Raw genomic sequence first — 21,976 nt, 5'->3', positions numbered from 1 at the left:
GGCGCCGTGATCGGTCGCGCGCCCGGTCCACGAGGCGGCCTACCGCCGGGTGCGGCGCACCCGGCACAGTCGGCAGGTATTCGGACTCGAAGGGCACAGGCCACGGGGCCATTCCTACTGGCCGTCGCTTCCCAGGATCTCTCCCAGTGCTTGTGATGACGGCGGTCGTTCCCTCATACCGCTGCGGGACAGTTCCGGATTCACACCGGATTCCCTCTCGCGTTCCTAGACGGAGCGCTTCGACGCGACCATCGGCCCACCAGGGCAGGCTTCCGTCGGTCGCGAACCTACTGCACTGCTTTGTCTAACACACCTGAGCAGGCATAGTCGACTCGCACCCGCCAAGCCCTACGCAAAGCGAGCAGATAGGAGAGCCACTCTCACTCAGCCTGGCAACGTGGTCACGTCAACGTCGAGGAGGCAACCCCACCGGCCTGTTGTCGAGCGAGCAGCCGCAGGCTCGTCTCCTCGACGCGAAGAGGTACGTCGACAGGGCGTGTATGGACCAATAGGTGATCCGCGCGTCGTACGCCAGGGTCCCCGTCGAGGCCGCTCGCGATCTCCTGCGCGGTTCCGATATGAACTGTCAACGGAGCCCCGGGGCCTCGGACCCGGCGCTCCTCGGCGGCCACCCAATCGGCGACGGACGGCTCCTCTGTCACCACGATCGGTCGAGAGACCGCGACCTGCCTCCCGCCGGCGGCCGTGAAAGAGTCGAACAGCGCAGCAACCCTGACATCCTCCTCCGCCGGGGTACCACCGGGCCGGACACGCCGCCGACCAGCGATGAGCCCCAGGCCACGATCGGCCGCGGTCATCACCGTGTCGCCGCTGCCCGCGGTGATCCACAGACGGTCGGCCAGGCCGGGAACGGGAGGGTGCAGTCGTGGGCTACCCGCGCCCACGAGTAGTTCCCTCAACTCGTCCACCACGTCCCAGAACCGACCGTGCCTGTGGTCATGGTCCAGTCCCCACGCCGCAGAGGCGATCGGGTCTGATCCGCTCCCGAGTCCCAGTTCCAGGCGTCCGCCGGACAGCACTTCGACCACGGCGGAGTCTTCTGCGAGTCGACGCGGATGCTCGAGGGCCGCCGCGACGGATGCAGTGCCAAGGGCTATCTGATCGGTTTCGCGGGCGAGGGCGGCGAGCAGGACCAGAGGCGCAGGCAGGTGTGCGTCGTCTGTTCCGAAGCGGTGCTGGGCTACCCAGAACGAGTCATATTCAGCCTCTTCGGCCACCTGGGCGAGGCGGATCGTGCGGTCGAACGCCGTGGCGGCCCCGTCGGTGCCGCTGACGTGGCAGATCACACCCCGCCCAAGCCTTCTGGGGACGTGATTCAGTGAGCTCATCCGCGCCCCGTCGCTTCTTTGAAGCGCTGCGTCCGCTCGTCCCGGCTCAACCGTGAGCACCATGAGCAGTACCGTCCGTCGGGGGCGGCGTACCAGTGGCAACAGGATCGGCGATCGTAGAACAGGTGTGGCCCGGCGACACCGGGAAGCAATCGGAAGTCGCCTCCCCGGTGCAGTTCAGGCCGTGCCGACAAGAGCAGGTCCGCACGCTCGTGGACATGGACGGTGCTCAGACCGGTGCCGGGTCGGTTCGCGAGGCCCCGGAACCCGCCAGCGAACCCTGCCGCGATGTTCCCGAAGAGGTTGCCCATACCAGGCCCCGTCTCCGCACTCACCGCCCGGGCGAGCGGGTGCAGGTGTACATCGACCGTGGCGGTGAGGACCTGTTCAGGTGTGGCGTCTGCCAGCGCCCGCGGTGAATGCAACACGAGTCGGTCGGGCGACCCGTCGGTGAACAGAACCGACACTTCCGCCGCTCGGAGGTCGAGTGCCACCCCGTAAAGCAACCACGCTGCGACCGCGACACCGCAGACCCGGTGGCAGTAGCGCTGGAACACCAGTGACCCGGCGTGACGTCCCGTCTCCATCCCTCGGGATCGTGCGTGTAGATGCACCATCCTGCGGGCCTCCCCGGAGCCCTGGTCGCACAACTTCGAGCTGTGAAACAGTTGCGTGCTTGCAGCCGTGTTGCCCGGAACCGTGTCGACCAGGGCCGGGTGGACTACGCGAAATGGCGAGCCGAGCGCGTCGATGTCGGACAGCACTGAGTTGATATCGGTCATTTCTCTGGGTTTCTTCTCGTGGCCGGGACCACGTACCTGGCCCCGTCGAGGTCGACCACATCGGCAACGGTGCCGTACAGGGACTCGACGAATTCGGTTGTGATGAGATCGTCCGGCCGTCCCTGCGAGTGGACGCGTCCCTGATCGAGGACGAGTAGGCGGTCGCAGAACGCAGCTGCCAGATTGAGGTCGTGGAGAACGACCAGCACCCCGACGCGGTCGGTGTGGACCAGGTCCCACACGATCTGCATGATCTCCAGTTGGTATCGCAGATCCAGGGCACTGACCGGTTCGTCGAGCAGGAGGTACGGGGTCCGGGCGGCAAGGGTTCGGCCGATCAGCACGCGCTGCTGCTGGCCGCCACTGAGCTCGAAGGCGCGGCGGGACGTCATACCCTCGAGCCCGAGCCGCTCGGCTGTGCCTAGGACGATGTCGAGGGCGGCCTCCTCGCCGAGGCGCCGTCGATCCAGTGCGAGACTCATGGACTCGGCCACGGTGAGGGCGCGGCCCACTCCGTCGTCGTGCTGGGGGACGTAGCCGAGAATCTGCGCGCGATGGCGCGGGCGAACCCTGACCAGATCGTTCCCGTCGGCCACAATGGTGCCCGAGCGCGGCGTGATCACGCCGCACACGGTCTTGAGCAGGGTAGACTTGCCGCACCCGTTGGGACCCAGGACCCCCACCATTTCACCGGGATTCAGGTCCAGGTCGATGCCGGCGATCACGGCGTCCCCGCGGCGTCGGTGTGCGGCTGCCAGGCCACGCACCCGGAGGCCAGTCGTGGCCGAATCGCCGTTGCTCACCGCGACCACCGCCCCTCGCGCAGGATCAACCACAGGAACACCGGCACGCCCACGAGCGAGACCACGATCCCCACCGGCACGATGATCGGGCTCAGCACCAGGCGCCCCAGCAGGTCGGCCGCGAGGATCACGCTCGCCCCGACCGTCGCGGTGAGCGGAAGGCGGTAACGCTCGTCCGCGCCCACGAGCATCGATGCGATATGCGGTGCGACCAGGCCCACGAAGCCGATCACGCCGGTCACACTGATCACCGTCGCCGCGACCACGGTGATCGACAGGCCAGTCTCCAGACGCAGCCGGGTCACCTGCACACCCAGCGAGCGGGCCACGTCGTCGCCGGCGGCGAAGCGCTGATAGTTGCTCGTGTTGAACCGGGCATGGAGGCAGGCCACCGCCACGACGCTCGCCGCGATCCCGATCTGCGACCAGGTGGCCCGCCCCAGGTCACCGAACGTCCAGTGGATGATCGAGGACAGCTGCTGTTCGTCGGCCACGTACTGCAGGGCCGCGGCCAGGGCGGAGAACAGGTAGCTCAGCGCGATACCCGCCAGGATGATGGCCGTCGACCCCATCCGTGTGACCGCGGCGATCGCGAACACCAGCAGCGAACACAGCACGGCGCCGATAAACGCGAACGCAATGGTCCCCAACGTCCTCGATCCGGCGACCGTCAGGCCCGCCATGATCGCGATAGAGGCACCGAAGGCGGCCGCGTTGGAGATGCCGGTGGTGAACGGGCTGGCCATGGGATTGGCGGTGATGACCTGCATGGTGGCACCGGCCAGCGCCAAGCCGACCCCGGCGACCACGGCCAAGGCGATCCGCGGCAGCCGCAGCTGCACCACCGCCACCCATTCGTTCCACTCCAGTGGCGTGGCCAGCCTGTCGCCGCCGGGCAGGAGCGTGGCCAGCAGTCGCGCCGAACTGATGTCGGTCACGCCGTTGACGACCCCCGCCCACGCCAGGACGAGCACCAGCACGCACGAGGCGGCCAGGATCAGTCGCCGTGACCGCCGGGTCCGGAGGATGACCCGGCGGTCGCCGTCCGCCTGACCGCTCCCGGCTGTCGTGCCTGCTGCGGTGTCCCGTCCCTCCGTGGAGACGGTCATGCTCACCCGGCGGCGGGGACCGTGTAGGTGTGGCCCGGGACGAAGTCGACGCCCTGGAGGTCGAGCCACTGCGTGAACACCTCGTCCGGGTCGATGTCCGCCATCTCCTCCGGGTAGAGCCACTTGGCCAGGTACACCGAGCCGATGATCTTGCCCAGCCCGCCGCCGGCGAAGCCGGTGATCATGTGGACGTTGCCGTCACGCACCGCCTGCAGGTCGGACCAGCCGGGACGGGCCACCATCTCCTCGCCGACTGTCGCGAACTCTCCGTCAGCGGGCGGGGTGTAGACGCCGGTGTTCTTCAGCGCGCCGCCGGAGGTGGTCTTGAGGATGAGATCCGGGTCCTCCTCGAGGATGCGCTCCGGGTCGACCGTGTCGCCCTGGAGGTTCGGGTCGCCGAACATGTTGATCCCGCCGGCGGCGACGATCATCTGGTGCCAACCGTCGTTGGACGTGCCCGGGACCGCGGTGGTGAAGGGGTCACCGTATTCCCAGTACACGGTCTTGGCCGGTTCCACGCCGCCCACGCGGTCGGCGATATCCGACCTGGTGGTCTCGAAGAACTCGGTGACCTGCTGCGCGCCCTCCTCGTTGCCGAAGGCGGTGCCGAGGATCTCCAGCTGGTCGGCGAAGTTGCCGTTGTCCCAGCCGGTCACGGTGAGGACCTCGATCCCGACGGGTTCGAGGGCGGCCGCGTACTCGTCGACCTTGCCGTTGCGCGGCAGGATCAGGACCTCAGGGCCCAGTTCGATGATCTTCTCGACATTCAGTTCGCTCTGGCCCTTGCCGATCACGTTGCCTGGATCAAACTGGGGCCAGTATGCGCGGTCCTGCGCCGTGTTGGTGTCAACGGAGATGACCTTGTCGATCTCGCCCATCGCGCGGATGAGTTCGCTGTTGTAGCGGTTGGCCACGACGGCCGATTCGATGGGGCCGTCCAGTTCGACCGTGCGGCCGGCGTCATCGACTACCGTGATGGTCTGGACGTCGGCCTCCTCGGAGGGCTGCTCTGGAGCGGAGCAGGCGGAGACGACGACGAGACTCGCCGCGGTGAGCAGCGCGGTCACCGCACGACGGGACCCGGCGATACGCGACGTGGATGCGCGTGAGGGGAAGATATTCATGTGTTTAGGGCTCCTCGGCCACGATCTCTCCGGGCGCGGTTGCGTCCGGCGGGTCGTCAGGTATCGGACTCGAGTCCAGCCGGGCGATACGCGATAGGCGGAGCGCGGTTTCGGATTCTCACCGTTGCGGGACAGTCCCGGATTCGCACCGGGTTCCCTGAGATGACCGTGAAGGAGCTTACCCGAGTGGCTGGTCGGCGGGCGTTCGCCTGTGTGATCAGGCCGGTTGGGGCTGCAGCTCGGGCTCGATATAGGCCCTGCCGACGCGTTTGGCGATCACAGCGCAGACCAGCAGTTGGATGAGGTGGAACACCATCAACGGCAGAACCATGATCCCGACTTGCGCGGCCGGGAACAGCAGAAACGCCATCGGCAACCCGCTCACCTGGCTCTTCTTCGACCCGCAGAAGAACAGGACGACGCGGTCGGCGCGGGGGAGACTGAACACCTTCCCGGCGCCCGCGAACAAGGACATCACCACGGCCAGGAGAATCACGGAGACGCCCACCACCGTCAGGAGCTGTGCCGGCGGCACGACTGTCCACAGCCCCTGGGTCACGCCGGTGCTGAATGCCACGTAGACCACCAGGAGCACGGACCCCTGGTCGACGATCGACACCAGTATCCGATGCCGCCCTAGCCAGGCGCCGATTCGGCGGTGGAGCAACTGACCCGCGACGAAGGGTACGACGAGCTGGCCGATGATGCCGAGGATCGATTCCGGGGTGATGTGCACCTGCGAGCCGATGAGGAGTGCTGCCAGGACGGGGGTGATGACCACGCCCAGCACGTTGGAGATGGACGCCGAACTCACCGCCAGGGCCACGTTGCCGCGCGCCACCGAGGTGAACGCGATCGATGATTGCACCGTCGAGGGGAGGATGCACAGGAACAGGAATCCCGTGGCGAGAACCGGACTGAGCACCGACTCCGGGGCGAGAGTGATGAGCAGTCCGAGTATGGGGAACACGAGGAACGTACTTCCCAGCACCAGGAGTTGGAACCGCCACCTCGCGAAGCCCGCCATCGTCTGCGACGGGGCGAGTTTGGCGCCGTGGAGAAAGAAGAGCAGGCAGATCGCCGCGATGGTCGCCGTGTCCAGCGCCTCGGCCACGCCGCCCCGCGCCGGGAGAAGCGTCGCGATGACGGGCAGCGCGACCAGTGCGGTGAGGAACGGATCGAGACGGAACCTGAGTAGTGAAGCCACGCTGCGAGGTTGCCACCGGCGCGAACAACGGGAAACCCCATCGCCGTGGTCATTGTTATCATCAGAACCGATGACCATGGAGCGCGATCTGGACCTTCGACTCGTGCGGAGTTTTCTCGCCGTGGCGTCGGAACTGAGCTTCACCCGAGCCGCGCGCCGGCTGGGTCTGAGTCAGTCAACGATCAGTGCACGCGTGCGTCAGCTCGAAGAGCACTTCTCACACCCGCTCCTGGAGAGGGACACCCACTCCGTCCGGCTCACGCCGGCGGGGGAGCGCTTCCTGACCTACGGCCATCGCATTCTCGCGCTGGCTGATGAAGCGCTGGACGAGAGCGGGTTTCATCATCGTCGCTACACCGTGCGGTTCGGGGTCTCGGAGGACTTCGCCTTCACCCATCTGCCGACCTTCCTCGAGCGACTACGGCTGGAGCATCCGTTTCTCGACGTGGAGCTGTCGATCCATCTCAGCGTCGAGCTGCATCGACGGTTGAGGTCCGCGGAGCTGGACATCATCCTCGCCATGCGCCCGGGTCCGTCGCGCGGTGTGGACGCGCTCGAGGTCGAGCCGCTGTTCTCGGATCGACTCGTCTGGGCGGCCCGAGCTGGCTACGAACCGCCTCTCGACGAGCCACTGCCGCTGGTTCTCTATCCGAGGCCCTCGGTGACGCGAGACGCGGCCGTCGGCGCGCTCGAGAGCCACGGCGTCGCCTACCGCACGGCGGCGACCTCGACAAGCCTCGCCGGACTGCGCGCAGCCACGCTCAGCGGTATCGGCATCATGCCGTTCGCCGAATCACTGATCCCGGGCGGGCTGGCGCTGCTGGAGGAGCCGGAGCTGCCGCCGATGCCCGACGTCGTCTTTGCCCTGGCGACCCGCCGAGCACCCACTCGTGCCACGCGCGACCTGGCGCAGGCTCTGCGAGATCACCGGGCGGACTTCACCGCTGGTAGTGGGTAGGCGCCGGTAGCGGATCAACGCCGTCAGGCACGATCCCGTCACGCACCGGGAATCCTCACACCCAGTCGACCGGCAGCGGCTTACGCCGGCCCCAACCGACGGTCTGCAGCAGCGGCTCGCCCAGCTCGAGGGACGGGTAACCGATGCACAGGTAGGCCAGCGGTCGGGCGTCTTCGGGGATCGGCACAGCGTCGCTGAGGTGGTCCGGGTCGAGCAGGCTCACCCAGCCCATGCCCAGGCCCTCGGCGGTGGTGGCCAGCCACAGCAGCGTGATGGCCGAGATGACGCTGTACTCCGACGCGGCGGGCATCGCCGTCGTCCCCAACACCGGCCCGTCCGGCGGCAGGTGGCTCACCACCAGGCCGACCGGGGCCTGGAGGATGCCCTCGAGCCGTAGCGTGTCGTACAGCTCGCGCCGCTCGCCGGAGAAGCGCTCGGCCTCGGCGGCGCGTACGTCCCGGAAACCGGCATGGACGGCCTCTCGAACAGCGCGGTCCTGCACCACGGTCACGTGCCACGGCTGGCTGAGCCCTACGCTCGGAGCGACCGAGAAGACCGAGAGCAGCCGGTCGATCAGCTCCCGCGGCACCGGCGTCGGATGGAAATGGCGGTGGTCACGCCTGGTGGCGAGCACCCGCCACAGCGCGTCCGCGTCGGCCGCTTCGAGCTCCTCGTGGTTCACGAGCGTCATGCTCGCACGAAACGCGGACTCCACACGCGGCCGGAGTCGGTCACCCGGGTCCCGGACGCGCCCACGATGAGCAGGCACTTCATGTCGATCGCGTCGCAGTCGAGCTCGCCCAGTGTGGTGACGGTCAGCGATTCCCCGGTGCGGCCGACGTCCCGACCCACCACGACCGGCGTGGCGGAATCACGATGGCGTAGCAGCACGTCCCGGGCGTCGGCGACCTGGTGGGTGCGCGAGCGGGACGCGGGGTTGTAGACGGCCAGGACCAGGTCGGCGGCGGCGATCGCGTCGAGCCGGCGGGCGATCACCTCCCACGGCTTGAGTCGGTCCGACAGGCTCACCACCGCGAAGTCCGCGCCGATCGGCGCCCCGGCCCGCGCGGCCACCGCCTGCACCGCGGAGACGCCGGGCACCACGCGGATGTCGACCCCGTCGTGACGCGGGTCCTCGGCGGCCTCGAACACCGCCGACGCCATGCCGAACACGCCCGCGTCACCGCCCGAGACCACGGCCACCTGCTCGCCCGTGGCCGCCAACTCCAGGGCAAGACCCGCCCGGTCGACCTCCACGGTGTTGCCGGAGCTGTGCCGCCGCAGCCCGGGCCGCTGCGGCACCCGGCTGACGTACGGCGCGTAGCCCACGACGTGGTCCACCTCGGCGAGTACCCGTGCGGCCTCCGGCGTGAGCCAGTCGTCCGGCCCGGGTCCGAGCCCCACCACGTGCACGACGCCGCGGGCGCCGGGAGCGGCGGGGTCGGAGGCCGAAGCGGTCAGTTGTGCGGGCCGGCGGCCGGTGGGGTCGTGGTGGTGGGAGTCCCCGGGGACGACGACGAGGGAGAAGTACGGCACGGTCTCCGGGTCGACCTCGCGAACCGGGTGATGCGCCTCTGCATCCGTCGAGGCGCGCTCGACGTACACCGCGCCCTCAAGCCGCCCGGCGGACTCGAGCGCCTGGCGCACGGCGGGGAAGTTGCGCCCGAGTTTCATGATGATCGCGCCGTCGGTGTCGGCCAGTCGCCGGGCGAGCTCGGGCTCGGGCAGCGTGCCGGGCAGCACGGTGAGCACATCGGTCTGCCTGACCAGCGGGGTCGCGGCCGCGGCGGTGGCGGCGGCGAAGGCCGGCACCCCGGGGACGATCTCGGTGAGGAATCGCTCCGAGAGCCGGTCGTGCATGTACATGAACGAGCCGTAGAACAGAGGGTCTCCCTCGGCCAGCAGGACCACGTCGCGTCCCGCGGCGAGGTGCTCGGCGAGACGCTGAGCGCTGCGCTCGTAGAAGTCGGCGATCGCGCCCGCGTACCCACCGGGATGCTCGGTCAGGCCCGTGGTGACCGGGTACTCGAGCACCTCCTCGATCGCGCCGGCGGGGATGAGGTCGGCGGCGATGCGCCGGGCGTTGGACTGCTTGCCGCGCCCGGCGTGGAAGGCCACCACGTCGGCGGCTCCGATGAGTCGGGCGGCCTTGAGGGTCATGAGCTCGGGGTCTCCCGGTCCCACGCCGACGCCGTAGAGGCGGCCCGCGCTCACTCGGCGTCCTGCGCCAGGGCGTTGACGGCGGAGGCGGTCATCGCCGAGCCGCCGCGGCGGCCGTGCACGGTGACGAACGGGATGTCGATCCCGTGGTCGCTGGCGAAATCGGCCAGTGCCGCCTTGGATTCGGCCGCTCCGATGAAGCCGACCGGGCAGCCGATGACCGCCGCGGGCCGGGGTGCGCCGTCGAGCAGCATCTCGAGCAGGTGGAACAGGGCGGTGGGGGCGTTGCCGATCGCCACCACGGCGCCGTCGAGCCGGTCACCCCACAGTGCCAGCGCGGCCGCGGAGCGGGTGGTGCCCATCTGCCGGGCCAGCTCGGGGACCTGCGGGTCGTTCAGAGTGCACACCACGTCGTTGGCCCGCGGCAGCCGCGCGCGGGTGACGCCTGAGGCGACCATATGGGCGTCACAGAGGATCGGCGCGCCGGCGTCGAGGGCCGATCGGGCGGCGCCGACGAGACCGGGATGCACCTGCAGGTCCCCGGTCAGATCCGTCTGACCCGTGCCGTGCACCATGCGGACCGCGAGCTTCTCGGCGTCCCCGGGGATCCGCGAGAGGTCGGTCTCCCGCCGGATGGTGGCGAAGGAATCCAGGTAGATGGCGGAGCCGTCGTCGATGTAGTCATAGCGACGCGGCGGCCGGACGGCACCAGGCATGGGTCCTCCTCGGGGTTCTCGCCCCGGTCAGAAAGTCGACGTCGGCGCGGGAGTGACCGCACGTCCATCCCCCGGCCAGTATCTGGCTGACGGCCCTGGTCAGGGCTTCACAGTGGCGGAACCGCCCCGGAATCGCACCGGGTTCCTCGCCGTGGGATGCCCCTGGAGCCTACGCGGACGCCGTCGAACCCAGGGCGGCGGGCCGGGCTCCGGAGGCGGCCGATAGTCTCGGTGGTGCCGTGGTGTTCGGGAAGCCGGAGGGAAAGCCGGCGCGGCCCTCGCCACTGTAGTCGCGGAGTTCCGCGGCCCTCGTCCGTCCCTCACGGGGTGGAGGCCACTGGGCTCACCAGCCCGGGAAGGTCGGTCGCGTGGCGTCGATGCGAAAGCCAGGAGACCGGCCACGGCGACATGTTCCACGAGGGTTTGGAGAAGAACATGCGCCATGACCGGCGTTCGGCGTCCCCTGACGACGCCGCGGCAACACCCGAGTCGTCCGATTCGCGTGCTCCCCGCATCGCACTGCTGTCCACCTCCGACACAGACCTACTCTCCGCGCGGGAATCCGGGGCGGCGTTCACGCTCGGCAACCCGTCACGCATCGACGTGGAGGCCGACCTCCCGCACCTGCTCACCGGGGCCGACCTCGTCGTCGTCAGGATCCTCGGATCCAGGCGCTCGTGGGACCACGGCTTCGAGGCGGTGCTGGGTGCCGGCGTGCCCGTCGTCGTCCTGGGCGGCGAACAGTCCCCGGACGCGGACCTCATGGAGGTCTCCACCGTCCCCATCGGCACCGCCGCCGAGGCGCACCGCTACCTCGCCGAGGGCGGGCCCGCCAACCTTGCGCAGCTCCACGCCTTCCTCTCGGACACGGTCCTGCTCACCGGAACCGGGTTCGAACCGCCTGTGGCCGTACCAGTGTGGGGGCTCCCCGAACGGCCTGGCGCCCCGGCGGGCGACCTGCCGCGCGTCGGCGTGCTCTACTACCGTGCCCACGAGGTGAGCGGGAACGCGGGCTTCGCGCACGCGCTGGCGGACGCGATCGACGCCACCGGCGAGGCCGTGGGCGTGCCGGTGTTCGCCGGCTCGCTGCGGGCGGCGCCGGACGAGCTGTTCGACGCGCTCGGGACGCTCGACGCGCTGGTCGTCACGGTGCTCGCCGCCGGCGGGACCACGCCCGGCGCCGCCGGGGCCGGGGGCGATGACGAGAGCTGGGACGTGGAGCGCATCGCCGCGTTGGACATCCCTATCTTGCAAGGGCTGTGCCTGACCTGGGGTCGCGATGACTGGGAGGGCTCCGACGACGGTGTGAACCCGCTCGACTCGGCCAACCAGATCGCGATTCCCGAGTTCGACGGCCGCATCATCACCGCCCCGTTCTCGTTCAAGGAGATCGACGCCGACGGCCTGCCCCGCTACGTCGCCGACCCCGAACGCTGCGCGCGCGTCGCGGGGATCGCCGTGGCCCACGCCCGGCTGCGGCACATCCCGCGGGCCGAGCGCCGGATCGCGCTCGTGCTCTCGGCGTACCCCACCAAGCATTCGCGCATCGGCAACGCCGTCGGCCTGGACACGCCCGTCTCCACCATCCGGCTGCTGCGCCGCATGCGTGAGGAGGGCTACGACCTGGGGCCGGACGACGGCCCGATCGCCCGCTTCCTCACCCGCACCGGCGGGGACGGTGCGGCGGACGGCGCCGGCAGCGGGGCGGACGCCGGTTTCGCCGACGACACCGCCGCCGGCGACGCCCTCATCCACGCGCTCATCGAGGCGGGCGGTCAGGACGAGGAGTGGCTGACCACCGCTCAGCTCACCGACTCCCACGTGCGGATCAGCACCTCCGACTACCTGCGCTGGACCGAGGACCTGTCAGACGCGCTGCGCGACGAGATGGTCGAGGCGTGGGGTGAGGCACCCGGCGAGCTGTTCGTCAACGACGCCGGTGAGATCGTCCTCGCGACGCTGCAGGCCGGCAACGTGGTGCTGCTCATCCAGCCGCCCCGCGGGTTCGGCGAGAACCCGGTGGCGATCTACCACGACCCCGAGCTCGCGCCGTCGCATCACTACCTGGCCGCCTACCGCTGGCTGTCCCGCGGCTTCGGCGCGCATGCGCTGGTCCACCTGGGCAAGCACGGCTCACTGGAGTGGCTGCCGGGCAAGAACGCTGCCCTGTCGGCGGACTGCGCGACCGACGCGGCGATCGCCGAGATGCCGCTGATCTACCCGTTCCTCGTCAATGACCCCGGCGAGGGTGCGCAGGCCAAGCGTAGGGCGCACGCCACGATCGTCGACCATCTGGTGCCGCCGATGGCCCGCGCGGAGTCGTACGGCGACATCGCCCGCCTCGAGCAGCTGCTGGACGAGTACGGGAACATCGCCGCGATGGACCCGGCCAAGATCGGCGCCATCCGCGACCAGATCTGGACCCTCATGCAGTCCGCGCACATGCACGAGGATCTGGGGCTGGAGCAGCAGCCGGGCGACGAGGAGTTCGACGACTTCATCCTTCACGTCGACGGCTGGCTGTGTGAGATCAAGGACGTCCAGATCCGCGACGGACTGCACATCCTGGGCCAGGCGCCCGAGGGGCAGGCGCGCATCAACCTGGTGCTGGCGATCCTGCGGGCCTCGCAGGTGTGGGGCGGTGAGTCCGCCGCGGTGCCGGGCCTGCGCCGCGCGCTGGGGCTGGCCGAGGGCGCGCCGACCGAGGAGGTGGACCGCATCGAGGCGCTGGCCCGCGAGCTGGTCGTGGCGATGGACGCCCGCGACTGGGACGAGGCCACAGTGTCCGAGGTGCTCGCCGCCGCGGGGCTCGGTGAGGACAACGACGACAACGAGGTCGGTCGCGTTCTGGAGTTCGCCGCCCGCGAGGTCGTCCCGCGCCTGGCCGCCACGGTGGACGAGATGGACGCGGTCCTGCACGCCCTCGACGGGGGCTTCATCCCGGCCGGGCCGTCGGGCTCGCCGCTGCGTGGCCTGGTCAACGTGCTGCCCACGGGCCGCAACTTCTACACCGTTGACCCGAGGGCCATCCCCTCGCGCCTGGCCTGGGAGACGGGTCAGCTCATGGCCGACTCGCTGCTCGAGCGCCACGTGTCCGAGACCGGCGGGTACCCGGCCTCGGTGGGATTGTCGATCTGGGGTACCTCCGCCATGCGCACTTCGGGCGACGACATCGCCGAGGTGCTGGCCCTGCTCGGCGTGCGGCCGCAGTGGGACGAGGCCTCCCGGCGGGTCAACGGCCTCGAGGTGATCCCGGCCGACGAGCTGGGACGCCCGCGCATCGACGTGACCGTCCGCATCTCGGGTTTCTTCCGGGACGCATTCCCGCACGTCATCGCCATGATCGACGACGCGGTGCAGTTGGTCGCTGGTCTGGACGAGCCCGACGAGTTGAACTTCGTGGCCGCCCACGCCCGCGCCGATCTGGCCGAGCACACCGATCAGCGGCGGGCCACCACACGGATCTTCGGCTCCGCTCCCGGTTCGTACGGGGCGGGCCTGTTGCAGACGATCGAGGCCGGTAACTGGCGGGACGACCGTGACCTGGCGGAGGTCTACACCCGCTGGGGCGGGTACGCCTACGGCCGCGACCTCGACGGCGTACCGGCGGCCGACGACATGCGGACGAACTACCGGCGCATCGCCGTGGCCGCGAAGAACATCGACACCCGTGAGCACGACATCGCCGATTCGGACGACTACTTCCAGTACCACGGCGGCATGATCGCCACCGTGCGCGCGCTCACCGGGGCCGAGCCGAGGGCGTACGTGGGCGACTCCACCACGCCCGACGCGGTCCGCACCCGCACGCTGGCCGAGGAGACGGTCCGGGTGTTCCGCGCCCGGGTGGTCAATCCGCGGTGGATCGCGGCCATGCAGCGGCACGGTTACAAGGGCGCCTTCGAGCTCGCCGCGACCGTGGACTACCTGTTCGGGTTCGACGCAACCGCCGGCGTGGTCCACGACTGGATGTACGAGACGCTGACCCGCGAGTACGTGCTGGACGAGACCAACCAGGACTTCCTGCGACGGTCCAATCCGTGGGCGCTGCGCGGCATGATCGAGCGGCTGTCCGAGGCCGCCGACCGCGGACTCTGGGCCGAGCCCGACGCCGCGCTCATGGATCAGATGCGGCAGCTCTACCTGGACGTCGAGGGCGACCTCGAGGATGCCCACGGTGACTGACGGACCCATCGTGGCGGGCCCGCCACAGGGCCGGCGACGGCGGATCCACGTGGTGGGCATCGGTTCCGGGGGGCTCGACCAGATCACCGTGGAGGCGGTGCGGGCTCTGCAGGCGTCCGACTATGCGGTGGCCGCCCTCAAGCGGCCGGGCGATCCGCTGTTCACCAGGCGCGTCGAGCTCCTGGGCCGGCACGCCCCGGGGCTCGAGCTGGTGGGGGTACAGGATCCGGAGAGGGACCGCTCGTCGTCGTCGACCTCCACGCACGGCGACTACCGCGGCGTGGTCCTGGACTGGCACCAGGCCCGCGCACTGGCCTGGGAGCAGATCCTCGCCGAACGGCCCGGGGACGTGGCGATCCCCGTGTGGGGAGACCCCGCGTTCTACGACTCGACGCTGCGGATCCTGGACCGGATCGCCGAGCGCGGACGGGTGCCGATCGACGTCCGGGTGCTGCCGGGCATCTCCGCGCTGCAGGTCCTGGCCGCGCGGCATCGGCTCGTCCTGCACGAGATCGGCGCCACGATCACCGTCACCACCGGCCGGCGGCTGCGCGAGGTCGTGGCCGCCGGCGCGGACAACGTGGTGGTGATGCTCAACTCCGACCTGCCGCTCGACGGTCTGGACGAGTGGCACATCTGGTGGGGCGGCAATCTCGGCGATACCGGCGAGACGCTGGTCGCCGGGCGGGTCGGTGACGTGCTTGATGAGCTGCGGGCCGAACGCGACCGGCTGCGCGCCGAGCACGGTTGGGTGATGGACGTGTACCTGCTCCGACGCGGGGACGGGCGTGAGACTGAGCGTGACGAGAGGACGACGACGTGACTGCTGAGGCGGAGGCAATCACCGGTCAGGTGGTGCTGGTGGGCGGTGGGCCCGGAGACCCCGGGCTGATGACCGTCGCCGGGCGGGAGGCGCTCTTCGCCGCCGACGTGGTGGTGACCGACCGTCTGGGCCCAGTCGCGGTGCTCGAGGAGTTGGACGCACGCATCGAGGTGATCGACGTGGGCAAGGTCCCCTTCGGCCGGGCGACCCCGCAGGAGGAGATCAACCGGATCCTCGTCGACCAGGCACGGCGCGGACGGACGGTCGTGCGCCTCAAGGGCGGCGACAGCTTCCTGTTCGGCCGCGGCGGCGAGGAGTACCTCGCGTGCACGGCCGCCGGGGTGCCGGTGAGAGTGATCCCGGGCGTCACCTCGGCGCTGGCGGTCCCGGCCCTCGCCGGTGTTCCCGCGACCCATCGCGGCCTGTCTCAGGGGGTGTCGGTCATTTCCGGGCACGTCCCGCCGGGCAGCCCGCAGTCGACCCTCGACTACGGCGCGCTGGCCCGGTCGGGGACCACCCTGGTACTGCTCATGGCCGTGACGAACCTCGAGGCGATCACCGCCGAACTCCTCGTGCAGGGCCTGCCTGCCGACACCCCGGCGGTGACCGTCGCCGACGGGTCGATGCCGACGCAGCGGATCCTGCACGGGACGGCGGCCACGATCGCCGCGGCCTGCGCCGAGGCGGGGATCGAGCCGCCGGCGATCACGGTGATCGGAGCAGTCGCCGGGTTGTCGGACATGCTCATAACCGGGGCCGGCTGAACCAGTCACCGGCGGCCGGTCGCGGGCCGCGGGCGCCGGGCCTACGCTGGCTTCCCGACACACGGAGGTGCACGATGGGATTTCTGAGCAAGGCAGTCAAGAGCGGGATCGCCCTCAAGGCCGTTGACGTGGTCCGGCGCGAGGCCGCGAAACCCGAGAACCAGCGCAAGGCCCGCGAGTTCGCGGAGAAGATGCGCAATCGACGGCGCTGACCACGCGTCGTTCACCAGCGGCCACCGTCGATGAACTCCCACCCCCGCCGAAGTGAGGGCGGGAGTTCATTGTGAGGCGCGGATCTGCGACCGGCGGGCCGGCAGGACCTGCGGGCCGGGTCAGCCCAGATCAGCCGAGATGACGGCCTCCATGTTCCGCTCCGCGAGCGCCGTGATGGTCACGAACGGATTCACACCCACGTTGCCGGGCACCAGCGCGCCGTCCATCACGTACAGCCCCGGGTACTCGTGGAGTCGACCGTGGTCGTCGGTGGCACGGCCGAGCACACAGCCACCCAGCGGGTGGTACGTGAGGTGATCGCCCCAGGTCTTGTAGAAGCCGAAGAGGTCGGTCCGGTAGATCGTCCCCTCCTTCTTGTTGATTTTGTCGAAGACCCGCTTGGTCATGTCGATGCCGATCTGGTTCTGTGAGGCCTGCCAGTCGAGATCGACCTTGCCGGTGGCCGGGTTGTAGCGGAACCGGGCGCGTTCGGGATTGTTGGTGATCGCCAGGTAGAGGCTCGCGTACGTCTCCAGCCCCGCGGGCAGGGGCGCGATCTCGGCGAAGATCGACGCGGTGGGGTCGGCCCAGTTGTCGATGCCCATGGCGGGCATGGTCGACTGCTGCCGGCCGGTGGCGTCCCACATGTGGTTCGCGCGGGCGAACATGATGTTGCCATTGTTGCCCCAGCCCTCACCGACCTGCGATGACAGGTTGGGCAGCTTGCCCTGCGCCTTCATGGACACCAGAAGCTTGCTCGTGCCCACGCTGCCGGCAGCGAAGAAGACGCGATCGGCGTTCACGGTCTTGGTGGCGATCACCCCGCCCTGCTCGTTGATCTGCTCCATCGTCACCTGATAGCCGCCTCCGGTCGCGGCGGGTTCGACCGCGGTGACCCGGTGGAGCGTGGTGATGGTCAGGCGTCCCGTGGCCGCAGCCTGCGCGAGATAGGTCTTGTCGAGGGAGCGTTTGCCCGCGTGGTTGCCGTAGATCACCTCTCCGGCCAGTGCGGATCTGGGGACGGTTCCGGCGGCCTCGCGCTTCATGTACTCGAAGTCGTACACGTTGGGCACGAAGGTCGTGGTGTAGCCGGAGCGCTGGGCGGTCTTCCGGCCGACGCGGGAGAACTGATACCAGGGGGTGGTCTCGAACCATGCCTCGTCGATGTGATTGACTCCGAGCGCGGAGTTGGCCCGCGGGAAGTACGTGGAGTACATCTGCTCGGAGTCGACGGACGGCAGGATCTGCTCGAAGAAGTCGCGCTTCGGGGTGACCGCCATCCCGCCGTTGACCAGCGAGCCGCCGCCCACGCCGCGCCCCTGGTAGATCTTGATCCCGGCGAACTTCTCGGACTCCAGAACGCCGACATACCGGTCGATCTTCTTGTTGATGCCGAAGCCCATGAAGTTGCTGACCGGCTGATCGGTGGTATCGGACAGCCAGGTCGAGCGCTTGTCAGGGGAGATGGTCCCGGAGAACACCGTGCCGTCGGGGCCGGGGGTGTCCCAGGCGCGGCCCATCTCCACGATGTGGGTCGCGATGCCGGCGCGGGTCAGCCGGAGCGCCGCCACCGCGCCGCCGTACCCGCTACCGATGACCAGTGCGGGAACGCGGTCACCGCCGGTGAGGGCCCGGCGTGGCGCCGCTGAGGCGAGTGACGACGACGATGACGCCGCGGCGACTGCGGCCGCACCCGCGGCCACTCCGGTTCCGATGAGGAACGAGCGGCGGGAGAGTGAAGAGGACGAGGGCATGGAACTCCTGGGGACGGCCGCCGGAGGCGGAGACGCTGCGCTGACAAGACACGCCCCAGAGATATACAACGCCTAGAACGCGTTATTGCTGGGTACGGCGATACCGTTCATAACCGGCTGAGCAGATGGTATTGCCGATCTTCCGGCGCGCGTCGGGGGCAGCTGGCGCATTTGTCGCCATCCGTGGCCACATAGATGAGGCAGCAGGAACTGCGGCGGACGAAGCGTCGGGAGCGCTGCGGCCCGTCGACGTCCACGTACCGCACCGGCAGGAGAGGTGGGCGGCAGACGGTCCGGGCCAGGGCGGCGCCCCTGTCTGCGCCGCCGCCCTCGGCGCCGTCCACACGGTCCCCGTCGCCCACCGCGCGGCCCGCCTCCAACGCCCGGTTACCGATGGAGTCAGTGGCGATCGCCCACAGGGCCCGCGGCGTCGCCCCGGAGACCTCCGCCAGGACGGTGATCACCTCGGCATGAGCCTGACTGAGCGCGTCCGCGAACTCCTCGACGGAGGTGAGCAGCCGGTCCGACCGGGCGGCCTTGAGATAGCCGTTGGGCTGCAGTGACACGGTGAGCCGCTCCGGTCGCGGATCCGGGGCGAGGCCGGCGGTGAGCAGCATGGTCAGCGGCGCCGCGACCAGTGAGGAGCTGGCCGAATACCACCACAGGGTGCCGTTGACCCGCGGATCGTCGTGACTCCATCGTCGGCCGGTGTCGGCCACCCGCCGGGCCAGCCACACCGGGTCCGTCAGCACCGATCCGGGGAGGACCTGCGGCCCGTGCTCGATCGTGCGGGCGAAATCCCCGAGCGGGCCTGAGACGCGCTCGTATGCCGAGGTCACGGCCCCGGTCGTGCGGCCCTCGTCGTCGTGGTTATTCACCGGCGAGCCCCCAGACGTCGAGGGTGCGGCCACCAGCGCGCCCGGGGCGCACCTCGCCGCGGATGCCGAACACGTCGGCGAGCAGGGTCGGGGAGAGCACGTCCTCCGGCGGGCCGTTGGCCACCACCCGGCCGCGCTGCAGGACCGCCATCGCGTCGCAGTACTCGGTGGCCATCCGCAGGTCGTGCAGGGTCAGCAGCACGGCCAGGCCGTCCTCGGCCAGCCTGCGGAGCAGCGCCAGGACGGAAAGTTGCTGGTGCAGATCCAGGTGATTGGTGGGCTCGTCGAGCAGGAGGACCTCCGGCTGCTGGGCCAGGGCGCGCGCGATCGAGACCCGCTGCCGCTCGCCGCCCGACAGGGCCAGGACATCGCGCTCGGCCAGCGCCGTCATCCCGACCTGCGCCAGGACGGTGTCGACCACGTCGGAGTCGTCCGCCCCGAACGGTTCGAACATGCCCCGCTTGACGGTGCGGCCGAGTCGGACCGACTCGCGGACCGTGATCCCACCGAGCGAGACCGGCTCCTGTGTGCTCACCCCCACGGTGCGGGCCAGGGCGCGGCGGCGCAGTGAGGTGATGTCCGCGCCGTCAATCGTGACGAGGCCGGCCGTGGTGGGCAGCGCGCGGTAGCAGGTGCGCAGCAGGGTCGTCTTGCCGCTGCCGTTGGGGCCGACCAAGGCCGTGACCCGGCCGGGTGTGACGGTCAGGCCCACCCCGTCGAGGATCTGTCGACCTCCGAGGCGGGCGTCGACATCGAGTGCGGTCAACGTGGTCATACCGAGGCCTTCCCGTAGCGGCGCCACAACATCAGCAGGAACACCGGGCCGCCGATCACCCCGGTCACCACGCCGACCGGGAGCTCGGCCCCGTCGGAGACGGACCGGGCGGCCAGGTCCGCGAGCACCAGCGCCACGGCGCCGAGCACGGCGGCCGTGGGCAGTAGCCGGACCGAGGTTCGCCCGGTGAGGTAGCCGGCCAGGTGCGGGATCAGCAGGCCGATGAAGCCGATGGTCCCGGACACGGCCACGGCGCCTGCGGTCAGCAGCGAGACCAGCAGCAGCATGAGGATGCGGAAGCGGGGCACGTTGACGCCCATGGCGGTGGCGCCGTCGTCGCCGGTCAGGAGCAGATCCAGGTGCCGGCTGCACAGCAGGACCACCGTCCCGGCCACCGCGAGGATGCCGAGCGGGGCCCACAGCATGGTCCAGCCGGCGTCACCGAAGCCGCCGGCCAGCCAGCGCATGACGGTGCCGAGCTGGTGATCGTCGCCGAGCACCAGGAGCACGAACGTGTTGAGCGCGCCGAACACCATGGTCATGGCGGCGCCCACCAGGACGATCGCGGTGGTGTCGTGGGCGCGGCGCGCGACCAGGATGACGCCGGCCAGCGGCAGCAGCGCGCCGAGGAAGGCAGCCATCGGCAGGGTGAACACGCCCCACACACCGGCGCCGATCCCGAGCACGGTGAGCACCACCACGCCGAACCCGGCGCCCGAGGACACGCCCAGCAGGTACGGGTCGGCCAGCGGGTTGCGGGTGACCGCCTGCGCCACGCCACCGGCCACCGCCAGCGACGCTCCGACGGCGGCGGCCATGAGCGACCGGGGCAGCCGGGACTCGATGACGATCGCCTCGCGCGCCTGGGTCCACCACGGCGTGAATGAACCCGGGGCGATGCGGTGGGCGACGATCGCCCACACGTCCCCGATCGGGATCGACACCGACCCCAGCGAGACGCCGGCGGCGATCGACATCAGCAGGAGCGCCACCAGCGGGATCAGGATGAGCCACAGCGGGCGCCGGCGCGGAGGCGCCGACGGTTCGGCCGTGCGGGGCCGGGTGCCACGGTCGACGGCCCCGGGCTTGGGTTCAGCGACGGTGGTCATGTCAGCCCCCGAACGCCTGCGGGTGCAGCCCACGGGCGATGGTCACTGCAGACGTCACCATCCGGGAGCTCTCGAAGAAGTCCGACAGTGGCACCACCACGATCCGGTCCTCGCGCACGGCGGGCGTGGTGGACATGATGGGCTGCTGCTTGAGGTAGGCGATCTTGTCCTCGGCGCTGGTGGCGCCATAGTCCAGCACCACGATCGCCTCCGGCTGGCGCTCGCCGAGGATCTCCCACGTCGTCTTGACGTAGGGCTTCTCGCCCTCGGTGAAGATGTTGTCCGCGCCCGCATACTCGCCGACCAGCTGCCCGATGCCGACACCGCCGATGGTCATCGGCACGTCCTCACCGCTGTCGTAGAAGAAGGTCGGAGTACCCGATACTCCGGCGTCGTCCAGCGTCGAGCGGACCTCGTTCATCTCTTCGGTGATCCGCTCGGTCAGGGCCTCGGCCCCCTCCTCGACGCCGAGCACGCGGCCCAGTTGCTCGAAGTCGGTCTCGAGCAGCGACAGGTCGGGAAAACCCTCGCCGCAGTATTCCGAGAACAGGAACGTGGAGATCCCCTGGGCCTCGAGGGCGTCGCGGCTGCGGCCCTCCTTCTCGTCAAAGGCGCTGCGCATACCGCCGACCACCAAGTCCGGCTCGAGGTCGATGATCTGCTCCCAGGTCGGGTACTCCTCGGCCAGGGACGGGATGGCGTGGAACTGCTCGGCCACCTCGGGCAGCACATCATTCTGCTCGCCGTAGCCCATGCCGACGATCCGGTCCCCTGCGCCCATCTGGATCAGTGACTCGGTGACGTGGTCGTTCATGGAGATAATGCGCTGCGGCGGCGCCTCAAAGGTGGCCTCGCGCTCGCAGTTGGTGATGGTCACCGGCTCGGCGAACGCCTCACCCCCGCCGCTGCTCTCGATAGCCTCCCCGCGGGAGCAGCCGGTGAGTGCGACGCCGGCCACGAGGAGTGTGGACAGGGCGATTCGGGACGTGCGACGGAACATGATCAGACCTCGGATCGTGTCATGAGGTGAGACGACACGAGAGACCTGTGGGTGGGTAGGCGTCAGCGACGCCGCATCACCTGCAGGACCCCGGCTCGCAGACCTCGGCGATGTACTCGGAGTCGCGGACATCCGGGCAGGTAATCGGGCTCGCGGCCACCTGGGTGGCCGCATACCGTTGCGGGTCAGCGCCGGATTCTCACCGGTCTTCCCCTGCGTGTTCCGGATGTCAGCAGTACAGGGACAGGGTAAGCACAGGACTCTCAC

General features: G+C 69.8%; 19 protein-coding genes and 4 riboswitches. Of the genes, 5 read left to right on the top strand and 14 right to left on the bottom strand.

Annotation, left to right across the window (positions count from 1 at the left end; translation table 11 throughout):
* Window positions 1-54: 54 nt before the first annotated feature.
* Window positions 55-268, bottom strand: a riboswitch (cobalamin riboswitch).
* Between the two features lie 133 nt (window positions 269-401).
* The 6 genes from K3888_RS06025 to K3888_RS06000 all read right to left on the bottom strand — a co-directional run bounded on the left by K3888_RS06025 (window position 402) and on the right by K3888_RS06000 (window position 6,374).
* Window positions 402-1,307, bottom strand: coding sequence for an LLM class flavin-dependent oxidoreductase (locus tag K3888_RS06025; RefSeq protein WP_230929344.1), 906 nt, complete (start codon window positions 1,305-1,307; stop codon window positions 402-404).
* Window positions 1,308-1,345: 38 nt separating this feature from the next.
* Window positions 1,346-2,131, bottom strand: coding sequence for an IucA/IucC family C-terminal-domain containing protein (locus K3888_RS06020; RefSeq protein WP_230929343.1), 786 nt, complete (start codon window positions 2,129-2,131; stop codon window positions 1,346-1,348).
* Complete coding sequence (locus tag K3888_RS06015; RefSeq protein ID WP_230929342.1) at window positions 2,128-2,934, bottom strand: ABC transporter ATP-binding protein; 807 nt, start codon at window positions 2,932-2,934, stop codon at window positions 2,128-2,130. Before K3888_RS06015 ends, K3888_RS06020 begins: the two co-directional genes overlap by 4 nt.
* Window positions 2,931-4,043, bottom strand: coding sequence for a FecCD family ABC transporter permease (locus tag K3888_RS06010; RefSeq protein ID WP_230929341.1), 1,113 nt, complete (start codon window positions 4,041-4,043; stop codon window positions 2,931-2,933). Before K3888_RS06010 ends, K3888_RS06015 begins: the two co-directional genes overlap by 4 nt.
* Before the next feature lie 2 nt (window positions 4,044-4,045).
* The gene (locus tag K3888_RS06005) at window positions 4,046-5,167 is read right to left on the bottom strand and encodes an ABC transporter substrate-binding protein (protein ID WP_230929340.1); all 1,122 of its coding nucleotides are present in this window, start codon (window positions 5,165-5,167) and stop codon (window positions 4,046-4,048) included.
* Window positions 5,168-5,225: 58 nt separating this feature from the next.
* Window positions 5,226-5,326: riboswitch (cobalamin riboswitch) on the bottom strand.
* Between the two features lie 58 nt (window positions 5,327-5,384).
* The gene (locus tag K3888_RS06000; protein WP_230929339.1) at window positions 5,385-6,374 is read right to left on the bottom strand and encodes a bile acid:sodium symporter family protein; all 990 of its coding nucleotides are present in this window, start codon (window positions 6,372-6,374) and stop codon (window positions 5,385-5,387) included.
* 70 nt (window positions 6,375-6,444) lie between these two features.
* On the opposite strand from K3888_RS06000, the gene K3888_RS05995 reads away from it, so the two are divergent.
* Window positions 6,445-7,332 (top strand): LysR family transcriptional regulator, encoded by an 888-nt coding sequence (locus tag K3888_RS05995; protein ID WP_308281897.1) that lies wholly within the window; start codon window positions 6,445-6,447, stop codon window positions 7,330-7,332.
* A 55-nt stretch (window positions 7,333-7,387) separates the two neighbouring features.
* Here the strand turns inward: K3888_RS05995 and bluB are convergent, their stop codons facing one another.
* From bluB to K3888_RS05980, 3 genes are read right to left on the bottom strand one after another with little or no spacing between them, the layout of a single operon-like run.
* Window positions 7,388-8,023 carry a 5,6-dimethylbenzimidazole synthase gene (bluB, locus tag K3888_RS05990; RefSeq protein WP_230929338.1) on the bottom strand — a complete coding sequence of 212 codons (636 nt, stop codon included), beginning with the start codon at window positions 8,021-8,023 and terminating at the stop codon, window positions 7,388-7,390.
* On the bottom strand, window positions 8,020-9,492 hold the full coding sequence (locus tag K3888_RS05985; RefSeq protein ID WP_230929410.1) for a precorrin-2 C(20)-methyltransferase: 1,473 nt from the start codon (window positions 9,490-9,492) through the stop codon (window positions 8,020-8,022). Before K3888_RS05985 ends, bluB begins: the two co-directional genes overlap by 4 nt.
* A 50-nt stretch (window positions 9,493-9,542) precedes the next feature.
* Window positions 9,543-10,208 carry a precorrin-8X methylmutase gene (locus K3888_RS05980; protein ID WP_230929337.1) on the bottom strand — a complete coding sequence of 222 codons (666 nt, stop codon included), beginning with the start codon at window positions 10,206-10,208 and terminating at the stop codon, window positions 9,543-9,545.
* Between the two features lie 223 nt (window positions 10,209-10,431).
* A riboswitch (cobalamin riboswitch) is annotated at window positions 10,432-10,625 on the top strand.
* Here K3888_RS05980 and cobN point away from each other — a divergent pair.
* From cobN to K3888_RS05960, 4 genes are all read left to right on the top strand, one after another.
* On the top strand, window positions 10,617-14,393 hold the full coding sequence (gene cobN / locus K3888_RS05975) for a cobaltochelatase subunit CobN (protein ID WP_372459536.1): 3,777 nt from the start codon (window positions 10,617-10,619) through the stop codon (window positions 14,391-14,393). Its footprint overlaps the riboswitch before it by 9 nt.
* Window positions 14,386-15,216: a precorrin-6A synthase (deacetylating) gene (gene cobF / locus K3888_RS05970; protein WP_230929335.1), complete on the top strand. Its 831-nt coding sequence runs from the start codon at window positions 14,386-14,388 to the stop codon at window positions 15,214-15,216. Before cobN ends, cobF begins: the two co-directional genes overlap by 8 nt.
* Complete coding sequence (gene cobA, locus K3888_RS05965; RefSeq protein WP_230929334.1) at window positions 15,213-15,980, top strand: uroporphyrinogen-III C-methyltransferase; 768 nt, start codon at window positions 15,213-15,215, stop codon at window positions 15,978-15,980. The genes cobF and cobA overlap by 4 nt, the downstream gene beginning before the upstream one ends.
* Window positions 15,981-16,054: 74 nt before the next feature.
* Entirely contained in the window at window positions 16,055-16,192 is a 138-nt protein-coding gene (locus K3888_RS05960) for a hypothetical protein (protein ID WP_230929333.1), read from the top strand.
* Window positions 16,193-16,312: 120 nt separating this feature from the next.
* Here K3888_RS05960 and K3888_RS05955 read toward each other — a convergent pair whose 3' ends face one another.
* From K3888_RS05955 to K3888_RS05935, 5 genes are all read right to left on the bottom strand, one after another.
* The gene (locus tag K3888_RS05955) at window positions 16,313-17,947 is read right to left on the bottom strand and encodes a GMC oxidoreductase (protein WP_230929332.1); all 1,635 of its coding nucleotides are present in this window, start codon (window positions 17,945-17,947) and stop codon (window positions 16,313-16,315) included.
* Window positions 17,948-18,054: 107 nt separating this feature from the next.
* Entirely contained in the window at window positions 18,055-18,825 is a 771-nt protein-coding gene (locus K3888_RS05950; RefSeq protein WP_230929331.1) for a (2Fe-2S)-binding protein, read from the bottom strand.
* Entirely contained in the window at window positions 18,818-19,600 is a 783-nt protein-coding gene (locus tag K3888_RS05945; protein WP_230929330.1) for an ABC transporter ATP-binding protein, read from the bottom strand. Before K3888_RS05945 ends, K3888_RS05950 begins: the two co-directional genes overlap by 8 nt.
* Window positions 19,597-20,709, bottom strand: coding sequence for a FecCD family ABC transporter permease (locus tag K3888_RS05940; protein WP_230929329.1), 1,113 nt, complete (start codon window positions 20,707-20,709; stop codon window positions 19,597-19,599). Before K3888_RS05940 ends, K3888_RS05945 begins: the two co-directional genes overlap by 4 nt.
* A 1-nt stretch (window position 20,710) precedes the next feature.
* Complete coding sequence (locus K3888_RS05935; protein WP_230929328.1) at window positions 20,711-21,709, bottom strand: ABC transporter substrate-binding protein; 999 nt, start codon at window positions 21,707-21,709, stop codon at window positions 20,711-20,713.
* Window positions 21,710-21,826: 117 nt separating this feature from the next.
* Window positions 21,827-21,951: riboswitch (cobalamin riboswitch) on the bottom strand.
* Window positions 21,952-21,976 lie beyond the last annotated feature (25 nt).

Source organism: Dietzia aurantiaca (assembly GCF_021033825.1).
GTDB classification, from domain to species: domain Bacteria; phylum Actinomycetota; class Actinomycetes; order Mycobacteriales; family Mycobacteriaceae; genus Dietzia; species Dietzia aurantiaca.
The sequence above is the reverse complement of the archived record's forward strand: the minus strand, read 5'-3'. Positions and strand labels throughout refer to the sequence as shown.

Coding starts and splice junctions, on each gene's coding strand:
- K3888_RS06020 (WP_230929343.1), bottom strand. CDS start 2,131: ATGACCGATATCAACTCAGTGCTGTCCGACATCGACGCGCTCGGCTCG.
- K3888_RS06010 (WP_230929341.1), bottom strand. CDS start 4,043: ATGACCGTCTCCACGGAGGGACGGGACACCGCAGCAGGCACGACAGCC.
- K3888_RS06005 (WP_230929340.1), bottom strand. CDS start 5,167: ATGAATATCTTCCCCTCACGCGCATCCACGTCGCGTATCGCCGGGTCC.
- K3888_RS05995 (WP_308281897.1), top strand. CDS start 6,445: ATGACCATGGAGCGCGATCTGGACCTTCGACTCGTGCGGAGTTTTCTC.
- bluB (WP_230929338.1), bottom strand. CDS start 8,023: ATGACGCTCGTGAACCACGAGGAGCTCGAAGCGGCCGACGCGGACGCG.
- K3888_RS05985 (WP_230929410.1), bottom strand. CDS start 9,492: ATGACCCTCAAGGCCGCCCGACTCATCGGAGCCGCCGACGTGGTGGCC.
- K3888_RS05980 (WP_230929337.1), bottom strand. CDS start 10,208: ATGCCTGGTGCCGTCCGGCCGCCGCGTCGCTATGACTACATCGACGAC.
- cobN (WP_372459536.1), top strand. CDS start 10,617: ATGTTCCACGAGGGTTTGGAGAAGAACATGCGCCATGACCGGCGTTCG.
- K3888_RS05960 (WP_230929333.1), top strand. CDS start 16,055: ATGGGATTTCTGAGCAAGGCAGTCAAGAGCGGGATCGCCCTCAAGGCC.
- K3888_RS05955 (WP_230929332.1), bottom strand. CDS start 17,947: ATGCCCTCGTCCTCTTCACTCTCCCGCCGCTCGTTCCTCATCGGAACC.
- K3888_RS05945 (WP_230929330.1), bottom strand. CDS start 19,600: ATGACCACGTTGACCGCACTCGATGTCGACGCCCGCCTCGGAGGTCGA.
- K3888_RS05940 (WP_230929329.1), bottom strand. CDS start 20,709: ATGACCACCGTCGCTGAACCCAAGCCCGGGGCCGTCGACCGTGGCACC.
- K3888_RS05935 (WP_230929328.1), bottom strand. CDS start 21,709: ATGTTCCGTCGCACGTCCCGAATCGCCCTGTCCACACTCCTCGTGGCC.